27 protein-coding genes are annotated in these 21,083 nt (G+C 67.5%); 14 read left to right on the plus strand and 13 right to left on the minus strand.

Annotation, left to right across the window (positions count from 1 at the left end; genetic code table 11):
- Positions 1–83 precede the first annotated feature (83 nt).
- From RCP80_RS24010 to RCP80_RS24030, 5 genes are all read left to right on the plus strand, one after another.
- Entirely contained in the window at positions 84–677 is a 594-nt protein-coding gene (locus tag RCP80_RS24010) for a rhodanese-like domain-containing protein (RefSeq protein ID WP_308480067.1), read from the plus strand.
- Complete coding sequence (locus RCP80_RS24015; RefSeq protein ID WP_308480068.1) at positions 674–1,549, plus strand: sulfite exporter TauE/SafE family protein; 876 nt, start codon at positions 674–676, stop codon at positions 1,547–1,549. Before RCP80_RS24010 ends, RCP80_RS24015 begins: the two co-directional genes overlap by 4 nt.
- Before the next feature lie 62 nt (positions 1,550–1,611).
- Positions 1,612–1,881, plus strand: a complete 270-nt coding sequence (locus RCP80_RS24020) for a metal-sensitive transcriptional regulator (protein ID WP_308480069.1) — start codon at positions 1,612–1,614, stop codon at positions 1,879–1,881.
- A 34-nt stretch (positions 1,882–1,915) separates the two neighbouring features.
- Positions 1,916–2,329 carry a DUF302 domain-containing protein gene (locus RCP80_RS24025; protein WP_308480070.1) on the plus strand — a complete coding sequence of 138 codons (414 nt, stop codon included), beginning with the start codon at positions 1,916–1,918 and terminating at the stop codon, positions 2,327–2,329.
- Positions 2,329–3,687, plus strand: coding sequence for an MBL fold metallo-hydrolase (locus RCP80_RS24030; protein WP_308480071.1), 1,359 nt, complete (start codon positions 2,329–2,331; stop codon positions 3,685–3,687). The genes RCP80_RS24025 and RCP80_RS24030 overlap by 1 nt, the downstream gene beginning before the upstream one ends.
- A 3-nt stretch (positions 3,688–3,690) precedes the next feature.
- On the opposite strand, the gene RCP80_RS24035 is transcribed toward RCP80_RS24030, so the two are convergent.
- The 4 genes from RCP80_RS24035 to RCP80_RS24050 are packed head-to-tail and all read right to left on the minus strand — an operon-like array spanning position 3,691 to position 6,181.
- Positions 3,691–4,026 carry a DUF202 domain-containing protein gene (locus RCP80_RS24035; RefSeq protein WP_308480072.1) on the minus strand — a complete coding sequence of 112 codons (336 nt, stop codon included), beginning with the start codon at positions 4,024–4,026 and terminating at the stop codon, positions 3,691–3,693.
- 4 nt (positions 4,027–4,030) lie between these two features.
- Positions 4,031–4,405, minus strand: coding sequence for a YidH family protein (locus tag RCP80_RS24040; protein WP_308480073.1), 375 nt, complete (start codon positions 4,403–4,405; stop codon positions 4,031–4,033).
- Between the two features lie 8 nt (positions 4,406–4,413).
- Positions 4,414–4,635: a hypothetical protein gene (locus RCP80_RS24045; RefSeq protein ID WP_308480074.1), complete on the minus strand. Its 222-nt coding sequence runs from the start codon at positions 4,633–4,635 to the stop codon at positions 4,414–4,416.
- 28 nt (positions 4,636–4,663) lie between these two features.
- Positions 4,664–6,181, minus strand: coding sequence for a molybdopterin-dependent oxidoreductase (locus RCP80_RS24050; protein WP_308480075.1), 1,518 nt, complete (start codon positions 6,179–6,181; stop codon positions 4,664–4,666).
- Positions 6,182–6,356: 175 nt separating this feature from the next.
- Between RCP80_RS24050 and RCP80_RS24055 the strand changes: the two genes are divergently transcribed.
- The 3 genes from RCP80_RS24055 to RCP80_RS24065 are packed head-to-tail and all read left to right on the plus strand — an operon-like array spanning position 6,357 to position 8,651.
- Positions 6,357–6,545: a hypothetical protein gene (locus RCP80_RS24055; RefSeq protein ID WP_308480076.1), complete on the plus strand. Its 189-nt coding sequence runs from the start codon at positions 6,357–6,359 to the stop codon at positions 6,543–6,545.
- A 10-nt stretch (positions 6,546–6,555) separates the two neighbouring features.
- Positions 6,556–7,767 carry a cupin domain-containing protein gene (locus RCP80_RS24060; RefSeq protein WP_308480077.1) on the plus strand — a complete coding sequence of 404 codons (1,212 nt, stop codon included), beginning with the start codon at positions 6,556–6,558 and terminating at the stop codon, positions 7,765–7,767.
- Complete coding sequence (locus RCP80_RS24065; protein WP_308480078.1) at positions 7,764–8,651, plus strand: ferredoxin family protein; 888 nt, start codon at positions 7,764–7,766, stop codon at positions 8,649–8,651. Before RCP80_RS24060 ends, RCP80_RS24065 begins: the two co-directional genes overlap by 4 nt.
- 23 nt (positions 8,652–8,674) lie before the next feature.
- Here the strand turns inward: RCP80_RS24065 and RCP80_RS24070 are convergent, their stop codons facing one another.
- Complete coding sequence (locus RCP80_RS24070; protein WP_308480079.1) at positions 8,675–9,559, minus strand: aldo/keto reductase; 885 nt, start codon at positions 9,557–9,559, stop codon at positions 8,675–8,677.
- A 137-nt stretch (positions 9,560–9,696) separates the two neighbouring features.
- Positions 9,697–10,074, minus strand: a complete 378-nt coding sequence (locus tag RCP80_RS24075) for a hypothetical protein (RefSeq protein WP_308480080.1) — start codon at positions 10,072–10,074, stop codon at positions 9,697–9,699.
- Positions 10,075–10,272: 198 nt separating this feature from the next.
- On the opposite strand from RCP80_RS24075, the gene RCP80_RS24080 reads away from it, so the two are divergent.
- The 5 genes from RCP80_RS24080 to bluB all read left to right on the plus strand — a co-directional run bounded on the left by RCP80_RS24080 (position 10,273) and on the right by bluB (position 13,658).
- Positions 10,273–11,112, plus strand: coding sequence for an SH3-like domain-containing protein (locus tag RCP80_RS24080; RefSeq protein ID WP_308480081.1), 840 nt, complete (start codon positions 10,273–10,275; stop codon positions 11,110–11,112).
- Between the two features lie 14 nt (positions 11,113–11,126).
- The gene (scnC, locus tag RCP80_RS24085) at positions 11,127–11,828 is read left to right on the plus strand and encodes a thiocyanate hydrolase subunit gamma (RefSeq protein ID WP_308480082.1); all 702 of its coding nucleotides are present in this window, start codon (positions 11,127–11,129) and stop codon (positions 11,826–11,828) included.
- Between the two features lie 14 nt (positions 11,829–11,842).
- Complete coding sequence (locus tag RCP80_RS24090; RefSeq protein ID WP_308480083.1) at positions 11,843–12,184, plus strand: thiocyanate hydrolase; 342 nt, start codon at positions 11,843–11,845, stop codon at positions 12,182–12,184.
- 71 nt (positions 12,185–12,255) lie between these two features.
- Positions 12,256–13,038, plus strand: coding sequence for a cobalt-precorrin-4/precorrin-4 C(11)-methyltransferase (locus tag RCP80_RS24095; protein ID WP_308480084.1), 783 nt, complete (start codon positions 12,256–12,258; stop codon positions 13,036–13,038).
- The gene (gene bluB, locus RCP80_RS24100) at positions 13,035–13,658 is read left to right on the plus strand and encodes a 5,6-dimethylbenzimidazole synthase (protein WP_308480085.1); all 624 of its coding nucleotides are present in this window, start codon (positions 13,035–13,037) and stop codon (positions 13,656–13,658) included. The genes RCP80_RS24095 and bluB overlap by 4 nt, the downstream gene beginning before the upstream one ends.
- A gap of 2 nt (positions 13,659–13,660) precedes the next feature.
- Here the strand turns inward: bluB and cbiE are convergent, their stop codons facing one another.
- Positions 13,661–14,869 (minus strand): precorrin-6y C5,15-methyltransferase (decarboxylating) subunit CbiE, encoded by a 1,209-nt coding sequence (cbiE, locus tag RCP80_RS24105; protein WP_308480086.1) that lies wholly within the window; start codon positions 14,867–14,869, stop codon positions 13,661–13,663.
- Positions 14,870–14,916: 47 nt separating this feature from the next.
- On the opposite strand from cbiE, the gene cobO reads away from it, so the two are divergent.
- On the plus strand, positions 14,917–15,531 hold the full coding sequence (gene cobO / locus RCP80_RS24110) for a cob(I)yrinic acid a,c-diamide adenosyltransferase (protein WP_308480087.1): 615 nt from the start codon (positions 14,917–14,919) through the stop codon (positions 15,529–15,531).
- A gap of 130 nt (positions 15,532–15,661) precedes the next feature.
- Here the strand turns inward: cobO and RCP80_RS24115 are convergent, their stop codons facing one another.
- The 6 genes from RCP80_RS24115 to RCP80_RS24140 form a co-directional block, all read right to left on the minus strand.
- A complete protein-coding gene (locus RCP80_RS24115) occupies positions 15,662–16,186 on the minus strand; it encodes a bifunctional adenosylcobinamide kinase/adenosylcobinamide-phosphate guanylyltransferase (RefSeq protein WP_308480088.1) in 525 nt (174 codons plus the stop codon).
- A gap of 4 nt (positions 16,187–16,190) precedes the next feature.
- Complete coding sequence (locus tag RCP80_RS24120) at positions 16,191–16,937, minus strand: cobalt-precorrin-6A reductase (protein ID WP_308483003.1); 747 nt, start codon at positions 16,935–16,937, stop codon at positions 16,191–16,193.
- 5 nt (positions 16,938–16,942) lie between these two features.
- Positions 16,943–18,418: a cobyric acid synthase gene (locus RCP80_RS24125; RefSeq protein ID WP_308480089.1), complete on the minus strand. Its 1,476-nt coding sequence runs from the start codon at positions 18,416–18,418 to the stop codon at positions 16,943–16,945.
- Positions 18,418–19,191, minus strand: a complete 774-nt coding sequence (gene cobF, locus RCP80_RS24130) for a precorrin-6A synthase (deacetylating) (RefSeq protein WP_308480090.1) — start codon at positions 19,189–19,191, stop codon at positions 18,418–18,420. Before cobF ends, RCP80_RS24125 begins: the two co-directional genes overlap by 1 nt.
- Before the next feature lie 55 nt (positions 19,192–19,246).
- Positions 19,247–20,086, minus strand: a complete 840-nt coding sequence (locus tag RCP80_RS24135) for an SDR family oxidoreductase (RefSeq protein WP_308480091.1) — start codon at positions 20,084–20,086, stop codon at positions 19,247–19,249.
- A gap of 80 nt (positions 20,087–20,166) precedes the next feature.
- The gene (locus tag RCP80_RS24140) at positions 20,167–20,955 is read right to left on the minus strand and encodes a GAP family protein (RefSeq protein ID WP_308480092.1); all 789 of its coding nucleotides are present in this window, start codon (positions 20,953–20,955) and stop codon (positions 20,167–20,169) included.
- Between the last annotated feature and the right edge of the window lie 128 nt (positions 20,956–21,083).

Below are 21,083 nucleotides of genomic sequence, written 5' to 3' on the forward strand. Positions count from 1 at the left end.
ATGTGTAACATGATCCGTAATATACCCCCTGGCGTATATGGTCGCAAAGCCCGCACCCATACGCAGCACCGAAAGGAAACGCCATGACCGCACCGGCCACCATCGACTCGCAGACCCTCAAGGACATGCTCGGCTCGACCACGCCGCCCCGGATCCTTGACGTGCGCACTCCGGGCGAGTTCGAGACCGCCCACATCGCCGGCGCCTACAACGTGCCGCTGGACCTGTTGCGGGAACACCGCGACGAGATCATCCGCCACCTCGATGAGGACGTGGTGCTGGTCTGCCGGTCCGGGCAGCGGGCGACCCAGGCGGAGGAGACGCTGCGCAGCGCCGGGCTGTGCAACGTCCACATTCTCGACGGCGGCATCACCGCCTGGGAGGCCAAGGGGTTCGCGGTCAACCGCGGTGCCCAGCGCTGGGACCTCGAGCGTCAGGTTCGCCTGGTCGCCGGCTCGATCGTGCTGTCCAGCATCCTGGGTAGCCTCGCCGCACCGAAGCTCAAGTGGGTGGCCGGTGCCGTCGGCGGCGGACTGACCTTTGCGGCGCTGTCGAACACCTGCGCCATGGGCATGATGCTGTCCAAGCTGCCCTACAACCGCGGCGCCACCTGCGATGCGCAGACCGTCGTCTCCAAGCTCGTCGGACCGACACCGAAGGCGAGCTGCGGATCATGATCGGCCTCGCCATCGGGCTGGCCGTCTTCGTCGGCATCGCCCTGGGACTACTCGGCGGTGGCGGTTCCATCCTGACCGTCCCGCTGCTGGCCTATGTGGCCGGCATGGACGCCAAGGAGGCCATCGCCACCTCGCTGCTGGTGGTGGGCGTCACCAGCCTGGTCGGCGCCGTCTCGCACGCAAGGGCCGGCCGGGTGCAATGGCGCACCGGTCTGATCTTCGGCGCCGCGGGCATGGCCGGCGCCTACGCCGGCGGCATCCTGGCCCGCTTCATCCCGGGCACCGTCCTGCTGATCGGCTTCGCGGTGATGATGATCGCCACCGCCGTGGCCATGTTGCGCGGACGCAAGAACGTCAAACCCGCCGAGAACGGTCATCGCCTGCCGGTGCCCAAGATCGTGGCCGAGGGCCTGGTGGTGGGCCTGGTCACCGGCCTGGTCGGTGCCGGCGGCGGATTCCTGGTGGTGCCCGCCCTGGCACTGCTCGGCGGATTGCCGATGCCCGTTGCGGTGGGCACGTCGCTGATTGTCATCGGGATGAAGTCGTTCGCCGGCCTGGGCGGCTATCTGTCCAGCGTCCAGATCAACTGGTCGGTGGCGCTGGCGGTGACCGCCGCGGCGGTACTCGGGAGTCTCGTCGGCACCCGCCTGACGGCGCTGGTCAACCCCGACATGCTGCGGAAGACCTTCGGATGGTTCGTGCTCGCGATGTCCTCGGTCATCCTGGCACAGGAGATCCATCTGACGGTGGGCATCGCCGCCGCGGCATTGACCGCGATCGCCGCGACGTTGTCCTTCGCCTGCGCCCGGTACGCGCACTGCCCCCTGCGCCGCCTCACCAGAGCCCGCCCCCGGGCTACGGCGGCGGCATGAACCGCAGATGGAATACCCCCGCGGGTACTATGGCTATATCGTTCGTAGAGAGGAGCAATGCCATGGTTGGTGACGAGGACGCGATTGTCGCGGTGCTCAACAGGCTGCGCAGAGCCCAGGGACAGCTGACCGGGGTCATCTCGATGATCGAGCAGGGGCGCGACTGTAAGGACGTCGTGACGCAACTGGCGGCGGTGTCCAAAGCCTTGGACAGGGCCGGATTCAAGATTGTTGCGACCGGATTGCGGGAATGCATGACCGGAGAGGCCGCCGAGGGCCAGCAGCCAATGACCGAGGCCGAACTCGAGAAGTTGTTCTTGGCCTTGGCCTGACCCGGGCTGCACTGAACGAGTTATTGGAGGCACGATGAGTTACGCATTGTCGACGACGCTGCAAACCACGTTCGAGGACGCGGTACAGAGAACTCGTAAGGCATTGGCAGATCAGGGTTTCGGGATATTGACCGAGATCGACATGAAGGCCACGTTAAAGGCCAAGCTGGGCGAGGACATGGAGGATTACCTGATCCTGGGGGCCTGCAACCCGCCGTTGGCGCACCGCGCGGTCAACGCGGACCGCCAAATCGGTCTGTTGCTGCCCTGCAACGTCACCGTGCGCGCTGACACCGCCTCCGGTGCCGACGGGGTGATCGTCGACGCGATGGACCCACAGATCATGGTTCAGGTGTCCGATCAGCCGGGGTTGCGCGAGGTCGCCGACGAAGCCGCGGCCAAGCTGCGAGCGGCGATCGAGGCTCTGCAGTCCGCAGACAACCGGTAATGGACGGCGAAGTTCAGGTCGCCATCATCGAGACCTCCGGGCTCGGTGACCGCAGCTACCTCGTCAGCGCCGACGGCATCGGCGCCGTGGTCGATCCGCAACGCGACATCGACCGGGTGCTCAACCTGGCCGACGCACTCGGGGTGCGGATCACCCATGTTCTGGAGACCCACCTGCACAACGACTACGTGACCGGTGGCTTGGAACTCGCCCGGAACACCGGTGCCGAGTACGTGGTTCCCGCCGGCGACGAGGTGGGCTATCAGCGGCGCGCTGTGATCGACGGAGACGTCATCGATGCCGGGCCCATCAAACTGCACGTGCTGCACACTCCCGGCCACACCCATCACCACGTCAGTTACGTCGTGCGCGACGCCGCTGACTCCGTGGCCGGGGTGTTCACCGGCGGGTCGATGCTGCACGGGACAACCGGGCGCACCGACTTGCTGGGCGCCGAGCACACCGAGGAACTCACCCACGCACAGTTTCACTCGGTGCGCCGTCTCGTGGCCGAACTTCCCGACGACACCCCGATCTATCCGACGCATGGCTTCGGCAGCTTCTGCTCCGCGACGCCGGCCAGCGGTGACTCGTCCACCATCGCCGATGAGCGCCGGACCAACCCGGCGCTGACCCAGGACGAGCAGACCTACGTCGACGAACTCATCGCGGGGCTGGGAGCCTATCCTGCGTACTACGCGCACATGGGGGTCATCAACGCGCAGGGGCCGGCCCCGGTCGATCTGTCGCTGCCGCAACCGGTGGATCCGGCCGAACTCCGTCGGCGCATCGACGCCGGCGAGTGGGTGGTCGATCTGCGCACCCGCACCGCCTTTGCGGCCGGGCACCTCGGCGGCTCCCTGGGTTTCGAGCTGTCGGACTCCTTTGTCACCTACCTCGGCTGGCTGCACTCCTGGGGTTCGCCATTGACCCTGATCGGCGAGGATATGTACCAAATCGCCGACGCGCGACGCGAACTCGTGCGAATCGGGGTTGATGATCTCGCGGGGGCCGCCGTCGGCGACATTCACACGCTGGCGGGAAGCGCCGTGCTGCGGTCCTACCGAGTCGCGGACTTCGCCGATCTCGCCGAGGTCGACGATGAGCGCCAATCCACCGTCCTCGACGTCCGCCAGAGCGGTGAGTACGACGACGGACACATCCCCGGCGCAATCAACATCCCGCTGCATGAACTCAGCAAGCGCATCGGCGAGGTTCCCGGCGGTGAAGTGTGGGTCCACTGCGGTTCGGGCTATCGCGCCTCGATTGCCGCCTCGATGATCGACCACCCCGGCCGTACCGTCGTCCTCGTCGATGACTCCTTCGAGCAGGCCGAGAACTTGGGCCTCGTGCGCTAGCGGTCACGGCGCGTACAGGAGCGCCAGCAGGACCGCCACGGCGAAGCCGCTCGTGGCACCGCCGATGAGCAGCACCTCCGTACGCGGAGCCGCGATCACGAGCCGGTCCGCGATGACGGGGCTGTCTCTGATTTCTCGCGAGCGCCGATAGCCGAGGGCCAGCACGAGCAGCGCCAGCAGGGTTGCCACGAGCGCCAACACGGACCGCCCGGGGCCAAGCGGGCCGTGCTGCCGGAGCAACACCAACGCACCGCCCACCAAGAAACCGAAAGAGGCTCTCTCCCAGGACAACAGGGTGCGCTCGGCGGGAAGACCAGGTTTCTCGGGGGCTTGGGACATCGCACTACTCCGGCGGCCAGATGACCAGCACCACCAGCACGACCACCGTGACGACGAAGATCGCGCCGCCGAGCAGTAACGGCACGCGGGTGGCCGGCAGTTCGTCGCCGCGGCGCATCGCGGTCTGCACGCGTTGCCAGCGGTGCACTGCCAACGCGGCCAGCAGTCCACCAATGGCGGTCAGCGCCACACTGAGCCCAAGCCGCACGCCCGGAATCCCGAAGGACGGCGCGAACTGGACAACTGCGATCCCCCCGGCGATCAACGCCAGTGCCGTGCGAATCCACGCCAGAAAGGTGCGCTCATTCGCCAGGGTGAATCGGTGGTCGGGCTCCTGTTCGGTCGATTCGCTGGAACGCCCGTCATCGGCAGTACGCATCGGCCCCCTCATTCGAGCGTGTAGCGGCCGGCCTTACGCACGGCCGCCTCGATCACCGCTCGATCCAACGCGATGTCTTCCTTGTGCTTGAGAATCAGCGTCGACTCGCCACCAGGCATGATCTCGGTGGCTACCGCACCGATGCCGGGGACGGCGCTGAGGCTGTCCTTGACCGCGCGTGCGTCCGCAGCGGTCACCATGCCGCCCACCCGGTAGCTGGTGCTGATCATGCGACGCTCCTCGTCAGATCCGGTCTACTCAAATTCGGCCGTTGAACGCTTGCAGGGCGGCGTCCTCGCGGGTTCCGCCGCGGCCGTCGCCGTAATCGGCGTAGTCGGAGATCCATTCGATGGATTTGATCCATTTGACCATCTTGTATCCGTGATTCGATTCGACGCGCAGCCGCAGCGGCGCGCCGAGATGGACTTCCAGTGGGCCGTCGTTGCGCTCATAGGCCAGGATTGTGTCGTCCTCGGCGACCAGATCCAGCGAGAGCACCGCATAGAACGGTTCGCGCGCGCGATGGTCGATCATCTCCTGGGCCAAACCATGCGAGGTCACGATCACGTAGTTCGCGTCGTCCGGACGCGGTCCGAGCAGCGCCAAAACGTCGCGCAGTCGCACCCCGCCCCACTTCGAGGTGGCGGTCCAGCCCTGCATGCAGGAGTGGACCGCAATGTATTCGGTCTTTGGAAGTGCGCGCAGCTCCGCCATGCTCAATTGCAGTTTCCTGCCGCTCAACTCGCCGCCGACCGCAAGCCGCCAGTCCCGGAAGTCGTTGTCGCGGTGCGCGAGCCACTCGGTGGACTCGTCCGCCGTCGGTGGCAGGCCGTTTGTCCAGTGGTATTCGGAGATGTCCTTCTCGGTGTAGGCGCGTTGGCGTCCCATCCTGGGCTTCATCCAGCCCAACCCTGCTTTCCGTACCGGTTCGGTGAGCGCGACCAACCACTTCTGCGCGCGTACCCGGTCGGCGAGCGTGAGATAGCTCAGTGCGATCCAAAACCCTACTGCCACCACGATGGTCGCGAGGACAATGGTGAAGGCCTGCGCGTAGCGGCTCGGGTCGGTGACGCCGAAAACCATGTGCGGCAAGTTGTATTCGGGATGGACGAGAAACACCAGGCCCACGTGCATCACGATGAAGACGATCATCGCCACCATGCCGAGGAAGTGAATCGAACGCGCCCCCTGGTGCCCACCCCATATCTTCACGTACCACGGAAAGCGGGACCGCACGGCCGGCGACATCGCGATGCCGGTCAGGATCATGACCGGCGCCAGGATGAAGACGACACCGGTGTAGGCGAGCATCTGCAGCGCGTCATACGGCTGGAAGTGCTCGATCGACGGCACCCCGAAGCCGAGGTAGATCCGCAGCGAGTCCAGCGCTTCTCCGATCACGTCCCATGAGGTCGGGACGATCCGGCGCCACAGCCCGGTCGCGAACAACAACACCACGTAGACGATGCCGTTGAGCAGCCACAGGGTTGCTCCGAGCCCGTGCCAGTGTCGTCCCAGCCCGACGTTCTTGCGACCCGGCAACGTCAGCAGCGGACTCGCCGTGCGCTCGTCCATCAGCGAGGTGTAAACGCCCTCCTCCTGCGGAATCTTGCGTCGGGTGAACTTGATCCATTCGGTGCCCGGCTTGCAGTCGTTGCGCCACCACAGCCGCGGCAGCGAGGCGATGATCTCCCAGCCGCTGCGCACCACGATGCCCATCAGCAGGAAGTTGATCAGGTGGGTGCTGCGCAGCCATAGCGGAAAATCCGGATCCAATGTGAGCCTCCGTCGATTCAGACCCAACCCTAGGCGCTAAGACGCGCCCTTGTGCCACACCGAAGGGATCAGCGGGGGTTTCGTTCCTGCATCTCGTGGCAATACTGCAGCGCACGCACCACGCAAGTAGCGACTCGCAGCAGTTGCGGGTGCGGCACCGACGAAAGGATCAGCCATGGCACTCGACGACGACGACATCACCACCACCCCGGGCGAAGGCGGCGGCGAAGGCACCGCTGACGGCGGCTCCAACCCCGAAGGCCACGACGGCGGCGCCGACGGTTCCGCGGATACGGGCGAGGGCACCGCCGACGGCGGTTCCAACCCCGAGGGCCAAGACGGCGGCGCCGACGGGACCGCCTGACCGCTTCGCGATGCTGAGCCGCTGCATCGCCACCGACGCGCACACTTTCGCCGCCGAGCACTGGGATCGCAAGCCACTGCTCAGTAGGGCCAGTGAGCTGCCCCGCGACTTCGGCGACCTGCTCTCCTCCGAGGCGGTCGACGAGTTGATCGCCGAGCGCGGAGTGCGCGCGCCGTTTCTCCGCCTGGCCAAGGACGGCGACGTGCTGGCCCGGGATTGCTATCTCGGGTCGGCCGGCTTCGGCGCGGAGATCGCCGACCAGGTGGACTCGGCCAAAGTGCTCGCCCAGTTCGCCGGCGGCGCAACGATAGTGCTGCAAGGCCTGCACCGGTTGTGGCCACCGCTGATCGAATTCGTCCGGCGCGCCGTCGACGATCTGGGCCATCCGGTGCAGGCAAACGCCTACATCACGCCGCCGAGCAGCCGCGGGTTCGATCCGCACTACGACGTCCACGACGTGTTCGTGCTGCAGACAGCCGGGGAGAAGCGCTGGATCGTGCACGAGCCGGTGCACGCCCACCCCCTGCCGTCCCAGCCGTGGACCCGGCACCGAGCGGCGATCGAGCAGCGGGTCACCGACGAACCGGTGATCGACACGGTGCTCGCTGCCGGCGATGCGCTGTATCTGCCGCGGGGCTGGGTGCATTCCGCCCTGGCCCTGCAGAGCACGTCGATCCATCTCACCCTCGGGGTTTCGGCGGTGACCCGCCTCGATGTCATCCAGGCGGTCATCGATCAACTCGTCAACGATGCCGGGTTCCGGGAGTCGTTGCCGATGGGCGCCGACCCCACCGACCCGGATGAGACACTCGCGACGGTGACGAAAGTGATGGCGGAGATGGTCGATACCCTGCGCGACGAGACGACCGCGCTCAGCGCCGGCGCCGCGGCGCGGTTGACCCAACGGCACGCCGAGCGGACCCGTCCGGCCCCGGTCCGCCCGCTGGCCTCGCTCGCGGCCGCACGGACTGCCGCCCGCACGCCGGTGCAGTGGCGCCATGGGCTTGTCGCAGCTCTTGAAAACCGCGGCGAACGGCTCGCCTTGCGGCTACCGGACCGCGTCATCACGTTTCCGGTCTCGTGCGCGGAGGCCCTCCGGGCGCTGCACCGCGGCCTTGTCGCCGACGCCGCCACGTTGCCCGGTCTCGACCGAGCCGACGCGACGGTATTGCTGCGCCGACTGCTGCGCGAGGCTGTCGTGGTGCCGGTGGCGCACGAATGACGGCTGCCCGGCGGCGGCCGTGCAGCGATCAGTCGCTGGCCCGCAACGACCCGATGTACGGCACGGCGTCGGCAGGGCATGCCTGGATGTTGCTGGAATTGTCCGGCGGGTGGGGACATTCGGCGTTCCTCCAGTCGCCGTCGGTGATCGACCCCGAGCTGGGCCGCGCCATCGTGCGGCGAGCCGAGAAGGCCGGCATGCGGATCGCGGCGATACGCCGTCATGGCCGGCGGTCGGCCCCGCCGCTATGGCGCTGGTTCATCGCGCACTCCGATGTCGGCAGCGAGGCTATGTACCGCGGCGAGGTGAACGATCCACGCGACTACCTGGAGCTGGCCCTCGACGGATCCGACGGCACGCGGTCCGCCGAGCCGCTGGTCGCCATCTGCGCCCACGGCAAACACGATCAATGCTGCGCGGTCCGCGGTCGTGGCGCCACCGCGGCAATCGCGGCGGATTATCCCCAAATCACCTGGGAATGTTCACACTTGGGCGGTGATCGCTTCGCCGCCACCATGCTGATACTGCCGGAAGGCTTATGTTACGGGCGCGTCGACACCACCGATTCGGCTCGTCTGGTGCGGCTGTATTTCGACGGCCGGCTGGACAACGACTTCCTCCGCGGACGCACTTCGCTGCCGCATCCGGCGCAGGCCGCCCAATATTTCGTCCGCGAAGCCCATGGCGGAGACCGTATCTCGAGCCTGGCCCCGCTGGAGGTCAAGCGCGGCGAAGGACAGGTACGAGTGCTGCTGCGCGGCGAGTCGGGTCCCATCGAAGTGGTCGTGAACGAGGAGCACTCCGAACCGCTGTTGTCCCAGTGCGATGCCAAGCATCCGGGCCGGGTGCGGGTCTATACCCTGGCTTCGATCTCCGCGCCGTAGGCCGCAGCTGCCTCGAATCGACCTCAGGCCTCGGGGATTTCGAAGTCGAAGTTCTCGCGCGCGAACACCTCGGCCTCCGGGCCGCCGCGGACGCCGGTGTCCAGCGCGTCGATGCCGCCGAGTTGGTCATCGGTGAGCACGAAGTCGAAGACATCGAAGTTCTCCGCGATCCGGGCGGGGGTCACCGACTTCGGGAACACCTGACGGCCCTGCTGCAGATGCCACCGCAGCACCACCTGAGCCGGTGTCTTGGCATGCGCATCGGCAATGCGGGTGATCACCGGATCCTTCAGCGGGGAGCCGTGGGAACCCTCGAAGTAGGTGGTGATCCCGCCGAGCGGCGACCAGGCTTGGGTGAGGATGCCGAGGTCATCGTCGATGGCCAGCACGTCCGATTGCCGGAAGTACGGGTGCAACTCGATCTGGTTGACCGCCGGCACCACGTCGGTCTCGGCCAGCAGCCGTTCCAGGTGCGCCGGGGTGAAGTTGGAGACACCGATCGCGCGCACCTTGCCGTCGGCATACAGCTTTTCCAGGGCCCGATAGGCGGCGATGGTCAGCTCGAACTCGCCGGGCATCGGGTGATGCAGGATCAGCAGATCGAGCCCATCGACGCCGAGTTTGCCCGCCGACTTCTCGAAGGCATGCAGCGTCGAGTCGACGCCGTAGTCGCTGATCCAGACCTTGGTCTCGATGAAGACGTCATCGCGGTCCACCGCGGAGGCGCTGATTGCCTCGCCGACCTGCCGCTCGTTGCCGTATGCGGCGGCGGTGTCGATGTGGCGGTAGCCGGTGTCCAAGGCGCGCCCGACCGCGGCCGCCGTCTGTTCCGGGGTGGCCTGGTAGACGCCGAAGCCCAGAGCCGGGATTTGCACACCGTTGTTCAAACTGAAAGTAGGGCTGCCCATCCCCCCACGCTAGCCCAGGAACTCCGGCCGGGCAGCGGGACAGCTACGGCGAAAGCTGCACCCGGGACTGCGATTTCGCGCGGAGCGCAGCCCCGGATGCCACCCGACGAGTACACCCGTCGGATCAGCGCCTGGACCTAGAACTGGTTGCAGGTGTCCAGCACGGTCTTCATGGCCGCGATCTTCGCCTGGCCCTCGGGCGAGTTCTTGCGTTCCTGCCATTCCGCGCGCTTCTCGGGGCTGATGTCGGCCTTCTTCGCGCGCATCTCCGCAGCCTTGGCGTGGCGTTCCTCGACGGAGAGGTTCAGCACCTTCTCGAACTTGGCCATGCGCTCCGGCTTGGCAGCGAGATCCGGGGCGTGCTGCTGCGCGGCCGCCTGGAACTGGGTGTAGCTGCAGGTGGTATCCAGCAGCCCGCCATGCGGTTGAGCCGCTGCGGCGCCGGCGCCGAACAGCAAGCCTGCGGTGGCCAATCCAGCGACGGTCGCAATCAGTGGGGTCCGGGTGACAGCCAAGATGACGTCCCTCTCTCGTTGTTGTGACCTGGCCTCCGAAAGGTTCGGCAGCCGCCACCGAGTTAACCAGAGTCGGCGTTCTGCCTGCGTGTGGCGTTAACGGGTGGTCGGACCCGCCCTGCCGATCCGACAAATCTCCCTGCCGACGATCCGCGATGGTGGTAATTTTCGGCGTATCCCGATCGCGAACGGATACCCATGAGCACTTCCGCAGAACGTGCCACCCAGCTGAACCTTGTCGCGCGGTTGAAGTCGGCCTACCCCGAGCTCCCCGATGCTCCGACGCCGGATCTGCTCGACCATGCCCGCATCGACGCCTACCTCAAACCCGTCCATGACGTCGGCGGTGAACCCGACGTCCCGATGAAGTACGAGAACAAGGACTACGAGTACTGGGAACACATGACCTATGTGATCTGCGAAGTCCTGGCTTGGCGCGGCATCTGGCTGTCCGAGGAACGACGGCGGATCGGCAACGTCGACGTCGGCCGCGCGGTCTACCTCGGCTTTCCTTACTACGGGCGCTGGTTGCTGTCGGTGGCGCGGGTGTTGGTCGAGAAGCATCACATCGGTCTCACCGAACTCAGCGAGCGCATGGCCGAGGTCAAGCAGCGCTACGCCGACGGCCTGGCCGGCGGAAAGCTGACCGCCCAGCCCAAGTCCGAGGGCGACGGTTCGGCGGTCAAACGCAACAGCCACATCGTCCATGCGGTGGGCAAGGGCGATCCGCAGGTGTATGCGGGGAAGGCCGGGAAGCCGAAGTTCAAGGTGGGTGACCCGGTCACCGTCCGTGAACTGCCGGTGCTGTTCTACACCCGCACACCCGAATACGTGCGCGGCGCCACCGGTCAGATCGACGCCGTGGCCTACGAAAGTCCCGCCCCCGAGGACGAGACGTGGGATATTCCCGACGCCAAACCGGAGTGGTTCTACGTGGTCCGGTTCAGCATGGCCGAGCTGTGGGATGACTTCAACGGACCGGCCGCCGACAGCCTGCGGACCGAGATTCCCGAACGCTGGCTCCAAGCCGCGCACTGATCGAACGGACGAGCATGACACCGCATGACCACGACCACGACCGCACCGTCAAGCCCATGGTCGATGAGGTCACCGACTTCGAGGTCCTTGAGATCGCCCTGCGCGAATTGTGCATCGAGAAGGGCATCTTCACTGCCGAGGAGCATCGGCGCTTCACGGAGTTCGCCGAGCAGATCGGCCCTACGCCGGCCGCGCGCCTGGTCGCGCGCGCCTGGCTGGACCCGGACTTCAAGGCGCTCGCGCTCGCTGAACCGATGACGGCGAGCAAAGAGGTCGGCGTCGACTGGCTTGAGCCCACCGGTTTCGGCACGCCCAGCGATTTCACCGCATTCCAAATTCTGGAAGACACCCCGACAGTGCACAACGTGATCGTGTGCGCGCTGTGTTCGTGTTATCCGCGGCCCATCCTGGGCAATTCACCGGAGTGGTACCGCACCCCCAATTACCGTCGCCGCCTTGTTCGTTGGCCGCGACAGGTGCTTTCGGAGTTCGGCTTGTACCTCTCCGATGACGTCGAAGTCCGGGTGCAGGATTCCAATCAGAAGCACCGCTTCATGGTGATGCCGATGCGTCCGGCCGGCACCGACGGGTGGACCGAGGATCAGCTGACCGAGATTCTGACCCGCGACTGCCTGATCGGTGTCGCATTGCCGAAGCCGGGAGTGACCACCAACGTGATCACCGCTACCCGCGCCGCCGTTCATCCCGTCGAGTGAGATCGGAGCCGGTTATGGACAGTTCCCCCGAAATCCTGCAGGACATCGTCGGACGCAATCAGGTGTGGCCGCGGATGGCGGCGAAGTACGGCGTCGAGAACCTGGTGCCACCGTGGAAGACCAGCCTCGACGGGTTGTGCGACGCCCTTGACCAGGCCGGCTGTGACGCCGACATCCCCAGTTTCAAGGACCGCCGCGACGAGGAAGACGCCCTCTCGGCAACGCTGTACGCCGACCTGCCCTACCCGGAGAATCAGCTCCTCTCGCTCGCGCATTCACTGTTGGAGCGCGGTGTCATCACCGAATCGGAACTGCGCCAACGGTTGTCCGCCATTCGGGCTCGACTCGAGGCGTGACGCTCACCAGAGGCTAGACCGAGCCTGCGGTGCCGCAAACACCCGCGTACCCGGCGTCGTAGACTGCACCGGTGAATGCGGTCCAGTTCGTCGGAGCCGGCCCCGGTGCCGCCGATCTCCTCACGCTGCGCGCCGCCCGCCTGCTCGCCGAGGCCGACGTGGTCCTCTACCCCGGCACCTATTTGGACCCCGAAGTCCTCGAAAACTGCTCGCCGAAAGCCGATCTCGTCGACACCCAGGATCTCGACCTGGATGCCATCATCGAGCGGATCGTCGTCGCGCAGCGAACCGGGATGCGGGTCGTCAGACTGGTTTCCGGCGACCCCACGCTCTACAGCGCGGTCTCCGAACAGACCAGGCGCCTCGACCGGGCAGGGGTGCCCTGGGCGCTGACGCCGGGGGTGCCCGCCTACGCCGCGGCCGCAGCCCGGGTCGGCCACGAACTCACCGTGCCGCTGGTCGCGCAGTCGGTGGTGCTGACGCGGACCCAACACCGTTCGACGGCGATGCCCGAATCCGAATCGCTCGCCGCCTTCGCGGCCACCCGCGCGACCCTGGTACTACATCTGGCCATCACCCGCACCCGGGCGCTCATGGATGAGCTCGCGTCGTCATACGGGCCGGACTGCCCCGTGGTGGTGGTCTACCGCGCCTCCCAGCCGGCGGAACTGGTCCTTCGCGGCACGGTGGCCGACATCGCCGACCGCGTGGAGGCCGCCGATCTGCGGCAGGCCGCGATCATCCTGGTCGGCCGCGCGCTGGCGCAGCGTGCCGACCCAGAGGCCGGCGAGAGCTTTCTCTATGCCCCCACGCGCGAGCGCAGCCGCAGAGCGCCGGACGGCGACCCGCAATGAACCTGTACGACATCATCGAACGCCGCCGCGACACCCGTCGCGAATTCACCGGCGCCCCAATATCTCCCGATGTGCTCACGCGCGTGTTATCGGCTGCGCACGCCGCACCCTCGGTGGGCATGTCGCAGCCGTGGGACTTTGTCCTGGTCCGTTCACCGGCAACGCTGGCCACCTTCCGCGACCACGTGGCCTTGGAGCGGGAGGCCTTTGCCTCCCGACTGACCGGCGAGCGGGCGGACACCTTCGCGCAGATCAAGATCGAGGGTATCTGCGAATCGCGGCTGGGCATCGTCGTCGGATACGACCCCACCCGAGGCGGCCCGCAGGTCCTCGGCCGGCACGCGATTGACGACGCGGGTCTCTACTCGGTGATCTGCGCGATCCAGAACCTCTGGCTCGCCGCTACCGCGGAAGGCCTTGGGGTGGGTTGGGTTTCGTTCTACCGTGAGGATTTCCTGCGCGATCTGGTGGGAATGCCCGCGCACCTGCGACCGGTGGCCTGGCTGTGCGTCGGCCACATCGCCGAGCTACCGGAGGTGCCCGACCTTGAGCGGCACGGCTGGCGCAGCCGCAGCCCGCTCGAGACCGTGGTGCATCAGGAGCGGTATTCGCCCCGCTGAGGTCACGCCTTGATGTAGGCCCACTGCGTGACCGCACGACCCGGCGTCCAGCCGGTGAACGACCCCACCGGCGCGGCGCGTTCCACATGAATCCGGGTCAGTTCGCCGCCGTGCTCGGAGCGGGCGCGGCCGAGCAGCATTTCGGTCTCCACGGTGACGCCGTGCACCACCAGTCGACCCGCCGGTGCCAACACGGCCATGCACGCGTCCAGCACCCCGGGCCGGGTGGCCCCACCGCCGATGAACACCGCGTTGGGGGCCGGCAGCCCCGCCAACGCGTCCGGGGCGCTGCCGTGCACCACCTGCAGGCTCGGCACCCCCAGGTTGCGGGCGTTGCGGGCGATCCGCTCGGCGCGCGTCGCGTCGGCTTCCACTGCGATCGTTCGGCACATCGGGTGCGCGCGCATCCATTCGATGCCGACCGAGCCTGCACCCGCGCCGATGTCCCACAGCAGTTGGCCCGGCACGGGCAGCAACCGAGCCAGCGCCGCCGCGCGCAGATCCCGCTTGGTGAGCTGCCCGTCGTTCTCGAAGAGATCATCGGCTATTCCTGTGGCCCAACTGGTTTCGATGGGGCCGGCGAGCTCCAGGGCGACGATGTTCAGACGCGGGGCCGCTCCATCAAACGTCGCGGGTGTGGTCTCCGTTCGGGTTTCGGTGGCGCTGCCCAGCTCACCGAGGACCACCATTCGGCTCGAGCCGTAGCCGCGCCGGGCCAACAGAGCCGCCAGTTCTCCCGGGGTGTGCTCATCCGAGGACAGCACCAGCACTCGGCGGCCCGGCGCCAATTCGCGCAGCACCGCGTGCACGTCGCGACCCACCACGCTGACGACGGCGGTGGACTCGGCCGACCAGCCGAGGCGGGCGCGGGCCAATGCCGGCGACGACACGTGCGGCAGCACCGTCACTCGATCGGCACCGAGCAGGTCGATCAACGTGGTGCCCACGCCACTGAGCATCGGGTCACCGGAGGCGAGTGCGACGACGTGGCGCGCATCGATCGACTCGATGACGGCCGGCAGGGCGGCACGCAGCGGAGAGGGCCAGGGGGCGCGTCGCTGGCCGCTGACCTGCGGGAGCATGTCGAGGTGCCGGGGAGCGCCAAGGACCACTTCGGCGTGCTGAATCAGTGCGCGTGCGGCGTCGGGTAACCCCGCCCAGCCGTCCGCCCCGATTCCGACCACGGTGAGATACACATCTTCAACCGCCACGGCGGCGATGCTAGCGTGGCCGCGTGCTTAGCGTGGGATTGGCCTAGATGCCGCAGGGACAGCCGTCGGTGGTTCCCGACGACAGCCTCACCACCCGTCAGCGCCGTAACCGGCCGCTGTTGCTGGTCCACACCGGCGACGGCAAGGGCAAGTCGACCGCGGCGTTCGGGCTGGCGCTGCGCGGCTGGAACCAGGGCTTTCGGATCGGGGTCTTCCAGTTCGTGAAATCCGCGAAGTGGCGGATCGGTGAGCAGACGGTCCTCGAGCGTCTCGGCGACCTGCACACCGAAACCGGCGAGGGCGGTCCCGTCGAATGGCACAAGATGGGTTCCGGCTGGTCCTGGAGCCGTAAGGCGGGGTCCGACGCCGACCATGCGCAGGCCGCCGCCGAGGGCTGGACCGAGATCAAGCGCCGCCTCGCCGCAGAATCCCACCAGCTGTACATTCTCGACGAGTTCACCTACCCGATCAATTGGGGTTGGGTCGACATCGACGACGTCGTCGAGACGCTCACCAACCGCCCCGGCCACCAGCATGTGGTGATCACCGGCCGCCGCGCCGACCCGAAGCTGACCGAGATCGCCGATCTGGTCACCGAGATGCAGAAGATCAAGCACCCGATGGATGCCGGGCAGAAGGGGCAGCGCGGCATCGAGTGGTAGTTGCGGATGTGTCCGGTCTCCGGGACGCCCCTCGGCTGTGGACCGTCATCGTCTGATGACGACTTCCAGCCGAGCGGCCGTAGGAGACAGGCAGCACCGCACGGCGAGAAAGCAACCGACCAAGCCTCTCTCAGAGCTTGAGGACCCGACCCGCCACCACCAGGTGCACCTCGTCGCAGACCGTCGCCACGCGCTGGTTGACCGTTCCGAGCAGATCGCGAAAAAGCCTGCCGGAGCGGTGTTCTGGCACCACGCCGTAGCCAACTTCGTTGGTCACCAGAACTGCCTGCGGACGCGCGCGCAACGCGTCGCAGACCGCGTCGACGCGCGCCCCGACCACGGTGTCGACGGTGTCGGCCGGGGCCTCCCACAGTTGTTCGTCGTCGACCAGGGCGGTGAGCCAGGTGCCCAGGCAGTCGACGAGGACCGGGCCCTCGGCTCCGCGCAGGGCGTTTTCGAGGTCGGCGGTCTCCACCGTGGACCAGCCGGCGGGTCGGCGCGACCGGTGCAAGCTCACGCGCGCATCCCAGTCGGGGTCGCCGCCGTCGGCGCGGCGCCCCGGCGCGATGTAGGTGACATCGGCGGTCCCGGCCAGGAGTCCTTCGGCATGCCGGGACTTGCCGGAACGCACCCCACCGGTCACCAGAATCCGCACTCGCTCATCGTAGGCGGCGTTGGTTGCGCACCCAGTCCAGCGCCTCGTCGACGCCGGCCACGACGGGAACCTCACCGGGCACACCCGGTCGGCGCACGATGACCACCGGTATGCCCAGTTCCTCGGCGGCCAGCATTTTCGGCCAGGTGTATTCGCCACCGGAGTCCTTGGTGACCAGCACATCGACCCGGTGTTCGCGCAGCAGCGTCAGCTCGCCCGGTAGCTCGTAGGGGCCGCGGCTGGTGAGCAGCCGCCACCGGGCCGGCAACTCGAAGTCGGGTTCGTCCACGACCCGGGCCAACGTCGCACGCTCCCGCAACGCCGGCACGAACAGCGCGAGCCGCTGTCGACCGATGGTGAGAAACGGCCGGTCGCCGAGGCGCGCCGCCTCGGTCGCGGCCTGTTCATGGGTGTCCACCCAGTGCCACGACGAGCGTGACCGCTCGGCCCACCCCGGGCGTTCCAGGCGCAGCAGGGGTCGCCGGACCGGGCCGGTGGTGCAGGCGGCGACGGCGTTGGCGGATATCGTGGCCGCGAACGGATGGGTGGCGTCGACGACCACGTCGTACTCGGCCAGCGCATTGCGCAGCCCCTCGACGCCGCCGAACCCGCCGATGCGCACCGGCCCGACCGGCATTCGCGGGTCGACCACCCGGCCGGCCAGTGAGCTGGTGACTTCGATGCCGTGGTCCACGAGTCTTGCCGCAAGTCCCCGCGCCTCGGCCGTGCCACCCAACAGCAGAACACGCATCGACATCACGGCGCTCCGGGAGAAAGGAAGGGCAGCGCCGCGGGGGCGCCGGCGAAGATCAGGTCCACCAAGGCATCCACGTCCACATGGTGTTCGACGAGGTCACCGAGCAGATCGAGGCGGCGCTCGCGGGCGGCGGGAAAGCTGACCCCCGACGGTGCCAGGCCCAGGGTCTCGCGTAGCAGCGCCGCGCGGAACTCGTCGCCTTCCAACGCGCCGTGCCACATGGTGCCGAACACCGATCCGGACCGGGCGCCGCCGAGAAACGGTTCGGCCCCGGGCCCGCGGTGGATGCGTCCGTGGTGGATCTCGTAGCCGGCGGCGCGTGCGCCCAGCTCCGTTGTATCCGGCAGGCCAAGGACTTTCGTGGCCGAGAAGATGGTTTCCACGTCGAGCAGCCCAAGCCCGTCGACCTCGACCGCCGCCACCTCGACGCCCGCCGGGTCGCGGACCGTGCGCCCCAACATCTGGAATCCGCCACAGATTCCGAGCAGTGGCTTGCCGGCCGCGGCATGGTCGAGCACCGCCCGGTCCAGCCCGCGCTCCCGCAGCCACGCCAGGTCGGAAATCGTTGCGCGAGTGCCGGGTAGCACCACCAGATCGGCATCGCCGAGGGCGCGCGGGTCCGAGGCGAACACCACGTCGAGATCCGGTTCGAGCCCCAGCGCGTCGACGTCGGTGAAGTTACTGATGCGCGGCAGTCGGACCACCGCCACCCGGCGCGACCCGAGGGCGGCCGATCGCCGGGACTGCAGATCCAATGCGTCCTCGGAGTCGAGCCAGAGATCGGGGTTCCACGGCAGGGTTCCGTAGATCCGGCGGCCGGTGACGCGCTCGAGATCGCGCAATCCCGGCGCCAACAGGGTTTCGTCCCCACGGAACTTGTTCACGATGAACCCCGCCACCAACGCCTGATCCTCGGCCGAGAGCAGGGCGACGGTCCCCAGGAAGGCCGCAAAGACCCCGCCGCGATCGATGTCGCCCACCACGACGGTGGGCAGCCGGCCGTGGCGCGCGAGGCCCATGTTGACGTAATCGCCTGCGCGCAAGTTGATCTCGGTGGGGCTACCCGCGCCCTCGGCGACGACTACATCGAAGCGGCCGGCGAGGTCGTCGAACGCGGCGTGCGCCGCCGCGGCCAGTGGGCGTCGGCCGGCCACCCAGTCCGAGGAGGACACCGCTCCCCACGGCCGTCCCATCAGCACGACGTGGCTGCGCCGATCACTACCCGGTTTGAGCAAGACGGGGTTCATTGCCGGCTCCGGCGTCGCTCGTGCCGCGAGCGCCTGCACCCATTGCGCGCGGCCGATCTCGACGCCCTGTCCGTCCGCGGTCTCGCACACCATCGAGTTGTTGGACATGTTCTGCGCCTTGAACGGCGCCACCTTGAGGCCTCGGCGCACCAGTGCCCGGCAAAGACCGGTGGTGACAACGGTTTTGCCCGCATCGCTCGTGGTGCCCGCGACCAGCAGACCGGGCATCAGCTCTTCCTCACCAGGAACAGGTCCATCACCCAGCCGGCCTCGTCCTTGGCGGCCGTCCGCGCTGCGGCGACGTCGCCGAGCACCGCGCCCAGCCTACCGGTGACCAGGCGCTCGGACTCGGCACCGAGATTGCCCCCCCACCACAGGGTCCAGTCGTCGAGACCCGTCAGGTCCAGCCGCTCCGGGGGTGGATTGAGCATTGCGACGATGTTGTCCAACCCGGCGGCGACGGCCTCCTGCAACCGACGTCCGGTGGTCACGTGCACCGGACGGCCTATCTCGTGCAGCACGATGCGGTGGCGGGCGGCCAGCAGTTGTGGCGCGCTGATACCCGGCAGCACATCGAATTCCAGCGGTACCCCCAGGTCGCGAACCCGCTCGACGATTCGGATGGTCGAGTCGTAGAGCGACGGGTCGCCCCACACCAAGAACGCCGCGGTGCCGCCGCGCTCGCGCAGCACCGCGGCGTAGCGTGCCGCCCGCGCTTCATGCCAATCGGCCACGGCGCCCTCGTATCCGGGGGTGTTCAGGCCGACGGCGCGGTTGCGCTCCGGGTCAGGCACGGTGACGATCTCGGGCGGGTCACCCGGCCGGCCATGGGCCTCGACGATCTGGCGCCGCAGGGCGAGCAGACCGTCGTCGCCGTCGCTGGGGCTCTTGTCGGCAGCCAGCACGTAGTCCACGTCGCGCAGGGCCTCGGCGACTTCAGCTGTCACATGATGGGGTCCCATCCCGACACCCAGGATCCGGACCATCACCGGCTCAGCCATGCCAGGGTCCTCTCGGTCGGCGGTGTCAACGCCTACGAGTATGGCCCGCTTCTTCTCAGCCGTTGGCGGCGGCCACCCGGGCCCGCTCCCGCATCGAGGCGACGACGCCGCCGTCGTTCAGAATGTCGGTACCGGTGAGGTATCCGGCCTTGTCGCTGACGCAGAACGCGAACAACTCGGCCATTTCCTCGGCCTTGCCCCACCGCGGGACCGCGGCGTCGGCCACCATCGCACCGGCACCGGCCTGTTCTTCCAACCGGCCCATCTCGGTGTCGACCGAACCGGGCGACACCGACACGATCCGCAGGCCGCGACCGTTGAACCTTTCGGCCTGCGCGGTGGAGTACCAGCGGACGAAGTTCTTGCTCACCGCGTAGGCGATGCCGGAGCGCATCTCCTCGGGCACGATGTTGCAGGCCGCGAGCATGTCGGTCAGGAAACGGTCGCGGTCCTGCAGCGCGAGCGGGAACGTAGCGATCGGGACCATCTCGTCGGGCAGCAGGTGGGCGGCCATCGAGGCGACGTTGACGATCGCCGAACCCTCCCCTGCGATCTCGAAGAAGGCCTCGTTGACGTTGACCGTGCCGAGCGCGTTGGTGCGCATGACGTAGTCGGCGTCGCCCATGCTCGGGCTCACCCCGGCGGCGTGGACCACTGAGGCCACCGTCCCGAGGCTCGAAGCGGTATCGAAGAGTTGGCGGACCGCCTCGCGGTCGGTGACATCGCAATTGAATACGGTGGCGACGATGCCGAGATCCGCGAGGGCCGCGGCCGCGGTCTCGAGACGGTCCTGGCGAACGTCGCCGAGTACCACCAGATTGTCTCGGCCGACGATCTTCGCCGTCGCCACGCCCATGCCGCCGGCCCCACCCGTGATTACCGATACGCGGTTCATAGGGCCTTACGGTAATGCAGCTTGTTCGGGGAATTCGGCATGGGGTGAAGCGGTCAAACTTGGACGCTGGGCTGCGTGCCTCAGATCGCCCCGAGACCGGTGATCATCTGCCATACCCCGACGAGCACGAACAGGGCCAGCAGGATCTGCATGCGGTGGGCCTGCGCCCATCCGTGTAGCGGTTCCAGGACGGCCTGGGTTCTCCCGGGAGTAACCGCATAGCTCAGCAGCGCGATCTCCAGTACCGCCAGCATCACGAAGATGAACGCGAAAACGGCCAGAATCTGGGTACCGATCGGGACCCCCGATCCCACGATGATGGTGTCCACCAACAGGATCAGCGGGGGCGGCGCAATGTAGCCGAGCCCGAACAGCAGCGAGACCCATACGGTCCCGCTTTCCCAGGCCTCCTTGGCCCGCGCGAAGAGCCGCCGGATTGTAGATTCCAGCGGGGCGAACGTGCTTCTGATGCGACCCGGTGGGCGCGGCGGGGTCGGGTCCAGAATCAGGTCAGAGGTGGGACCACCGGCGCCGACCGGCACCGGTTGCCTCACCCGTCGACGCATCATGTGCGCGGCGATCAGCGTGGCAATCAAGAGACAGAACGCCCCGGTACCGAGTTGCAGCGGCTGAACACCGGAGTTCGGGTCCGGGGTCACCATGTCGCGGGCGAAGGATTCGAAGGACGGGATCAGGTGCAGCGCCAACAGCGCGCCCAGCCACAGCGGCACATTCACGATCAGGCAGCCGACCCAGAAGGCGAGCAGATTCTGCACCGGTCGCGGCCGCGAAAGCACGAGCAGGATGAAGGCGAGCAACATCGGATTGAGCGCCGCCAACAGCGCCAACCCCAATACGTCGCTCCACATTGCCGTCACCCTACCTTGTTTGCCATCTATCGATACCCGATTGTATTGTCATTGAATTATGTTGGCTGGACCCGACTTAGCGAAACTCAGCGCCAGCTGGCTCCGTTACTCAGGTTTGCTGTACGCGA

It is taken from the genome of Mycolicibacterium sp. MU0053 (assembly GCF_963378095.1).
GTDB lineage: Bacteria > Actinomycetota > Actinomycetes > Mycobacteriales > Mycobacteriaceae > Mycobacterium > Mycobacterium burgundiense.

Bases quoted from the DNA above. Each gene is read 5' to 3' on its own strand.
- RCP80_RS24010 (WP_308480067.1), top strand. From the start codon at position 84: ATGACCGCACCGGCCACCATCGACTCGCAGACCCTCAAGGACATGCTC.
- RCP80_RS24015 (WP_308480068.1), top strand. From the start codon at position 674: ATGATCGGCCTCGCCATCGGGCTGGCCGTCTTCGTCGGCATCGCCCTG.
- RCP80_RS24020 (WP_308480069.1), top strand. From the start codon at position 1,612: ATGGTTGGTGACGAGGACGCGATTGTCGCGGTGCTCAACAGGCTGCGC.
- RCP80_RS24025 (WP_308480070.1), top strand. From the start codon at position 1,916: ATGAGTTACGCATTGTCGACGACGCTGCAAACCACGTTCGAGGACGCG.
- RCP80_RS24030 (WP_308480071.1), top strand. From the start codon at position 2,329: ATGGACGGCGAAGTTCAGGTCGCCATCATCGAGACCTCCGGGCTCGGT.
- RCP80_RS24035 (WP_308480072.1), bottom strand. From the start codon at position 4,026: ATGTCCCAAGCCCCCGAGAAACCTGGTCTTCCCGCCGAGCGCACCCTG.
- RCP80_RS24040 (WP_308480073.1), bottom strand. From the start codon at position 4,405: ATGCGTACTGCCGATGACGGGCGTTCCAGCGAATCGACCGAACAGGAG.
- RCP80_RS24045 (WP_308480074.1), bottom strand. From the start codon at position 4,635: ATGATCAGCACCAGCTACCGGGTGGGCGGCATGGTGACCGCTGCGGAC.
- RCP80_RS24055 (WP_308480076.1), top strand. From the start codon at position 6,357: ATGGCACTCGACGACGACGACATCACCACCACCCCGGGCGAAGGCGGC.
- RCP80_RS24060 (WP_308480077.1), top strand. From the start codon at position 6,556: ATGCTGAGCCGCTGCATCGCCACCGACGCGCACACTTTCGCCGCCGAG.
- RCP80_RS24065 (WP_308480078.1), top strand. From the start codon at position 7,764: ATGACGGCTGCCCGGCGGCGGCCGTGCAGCGATCAGTCGCTGGCCCGC.
- RCP80_RS24070 (WP_308480079.1), bottom strand. From the start codon at position 9,559: ATGGGCAGCCCTACTTTCAGTTTGAACAACGGTGTGCAAATCCCGGCT.
- RCP80_RS24080 (WP_308480081.1), top strand. From the start codon at position 10,273: ATGAGCACTTCCGCAGAACGTGCCACCCAGCTGAACCTTGTCGCGCGG.
- scnC (WP_308480082.1), top strand. From the start codon at position 11,127: ATGACACCGCATGACCACGACCACGACCGCACCGTCAAGCCCATGGTC.
- RCP80_RS24090 (WP_308480083.1), top strand. From the start codon at position 11,843: ATGGACAGTTCCCCCGAAATCCTGCAGGACATCGTCGGACGCAATCAG.
- bluB (WP_308480085.1), top strand. From the start codon at position 13,035: ATGAACCTGTACGACATCATCGAACGCCGCCGCGACACCCGTCGCGAA.
- cobO (WP_308480087.1), top strand. From the start codon at position 14,917: ATGCCGCAGGGACAGCCGTCGGTGGTTCCCGACGACAGCCTCACCACC.
- RCP80_RS24120 (WP_308483003.1), bottom strand. From the start codon at position 16,937: ATGCGTGTTCTGCTGTTGGGTGGCACGGCCGAGGCGCGGGGACTTGCG.
- RCP80_RS24125 (WP_308480089.1), bottom strand. From the start codon at position 18,418: ATGCCCGGTCTGCTGGTCGCGGGCACCACGAGCGATGCGGGCAAAACC.
- cobF (WP_308480090.1), bottom strand. From the start codon at position 19,191: ATGGCTGAGCCGGTGATGGTCCGGATCCTGGGTGTCGGGATGGGACCC.
- RCP80_RS24135 (WP_308480091.1), bottom strand. From the start codon at position 20,086: ATGAACCGCGTATCGGTAATCACGGGTGGGGCCGGCGGCATGGGCGTG.
- RCP80_RS24140 (WP_308480092.1), bottom strand. From the start codon at position 20,955: ATGTGGAGCGACGTATTGGGGTTGGCGCTGTTGGCGGCGCTCAATCCG.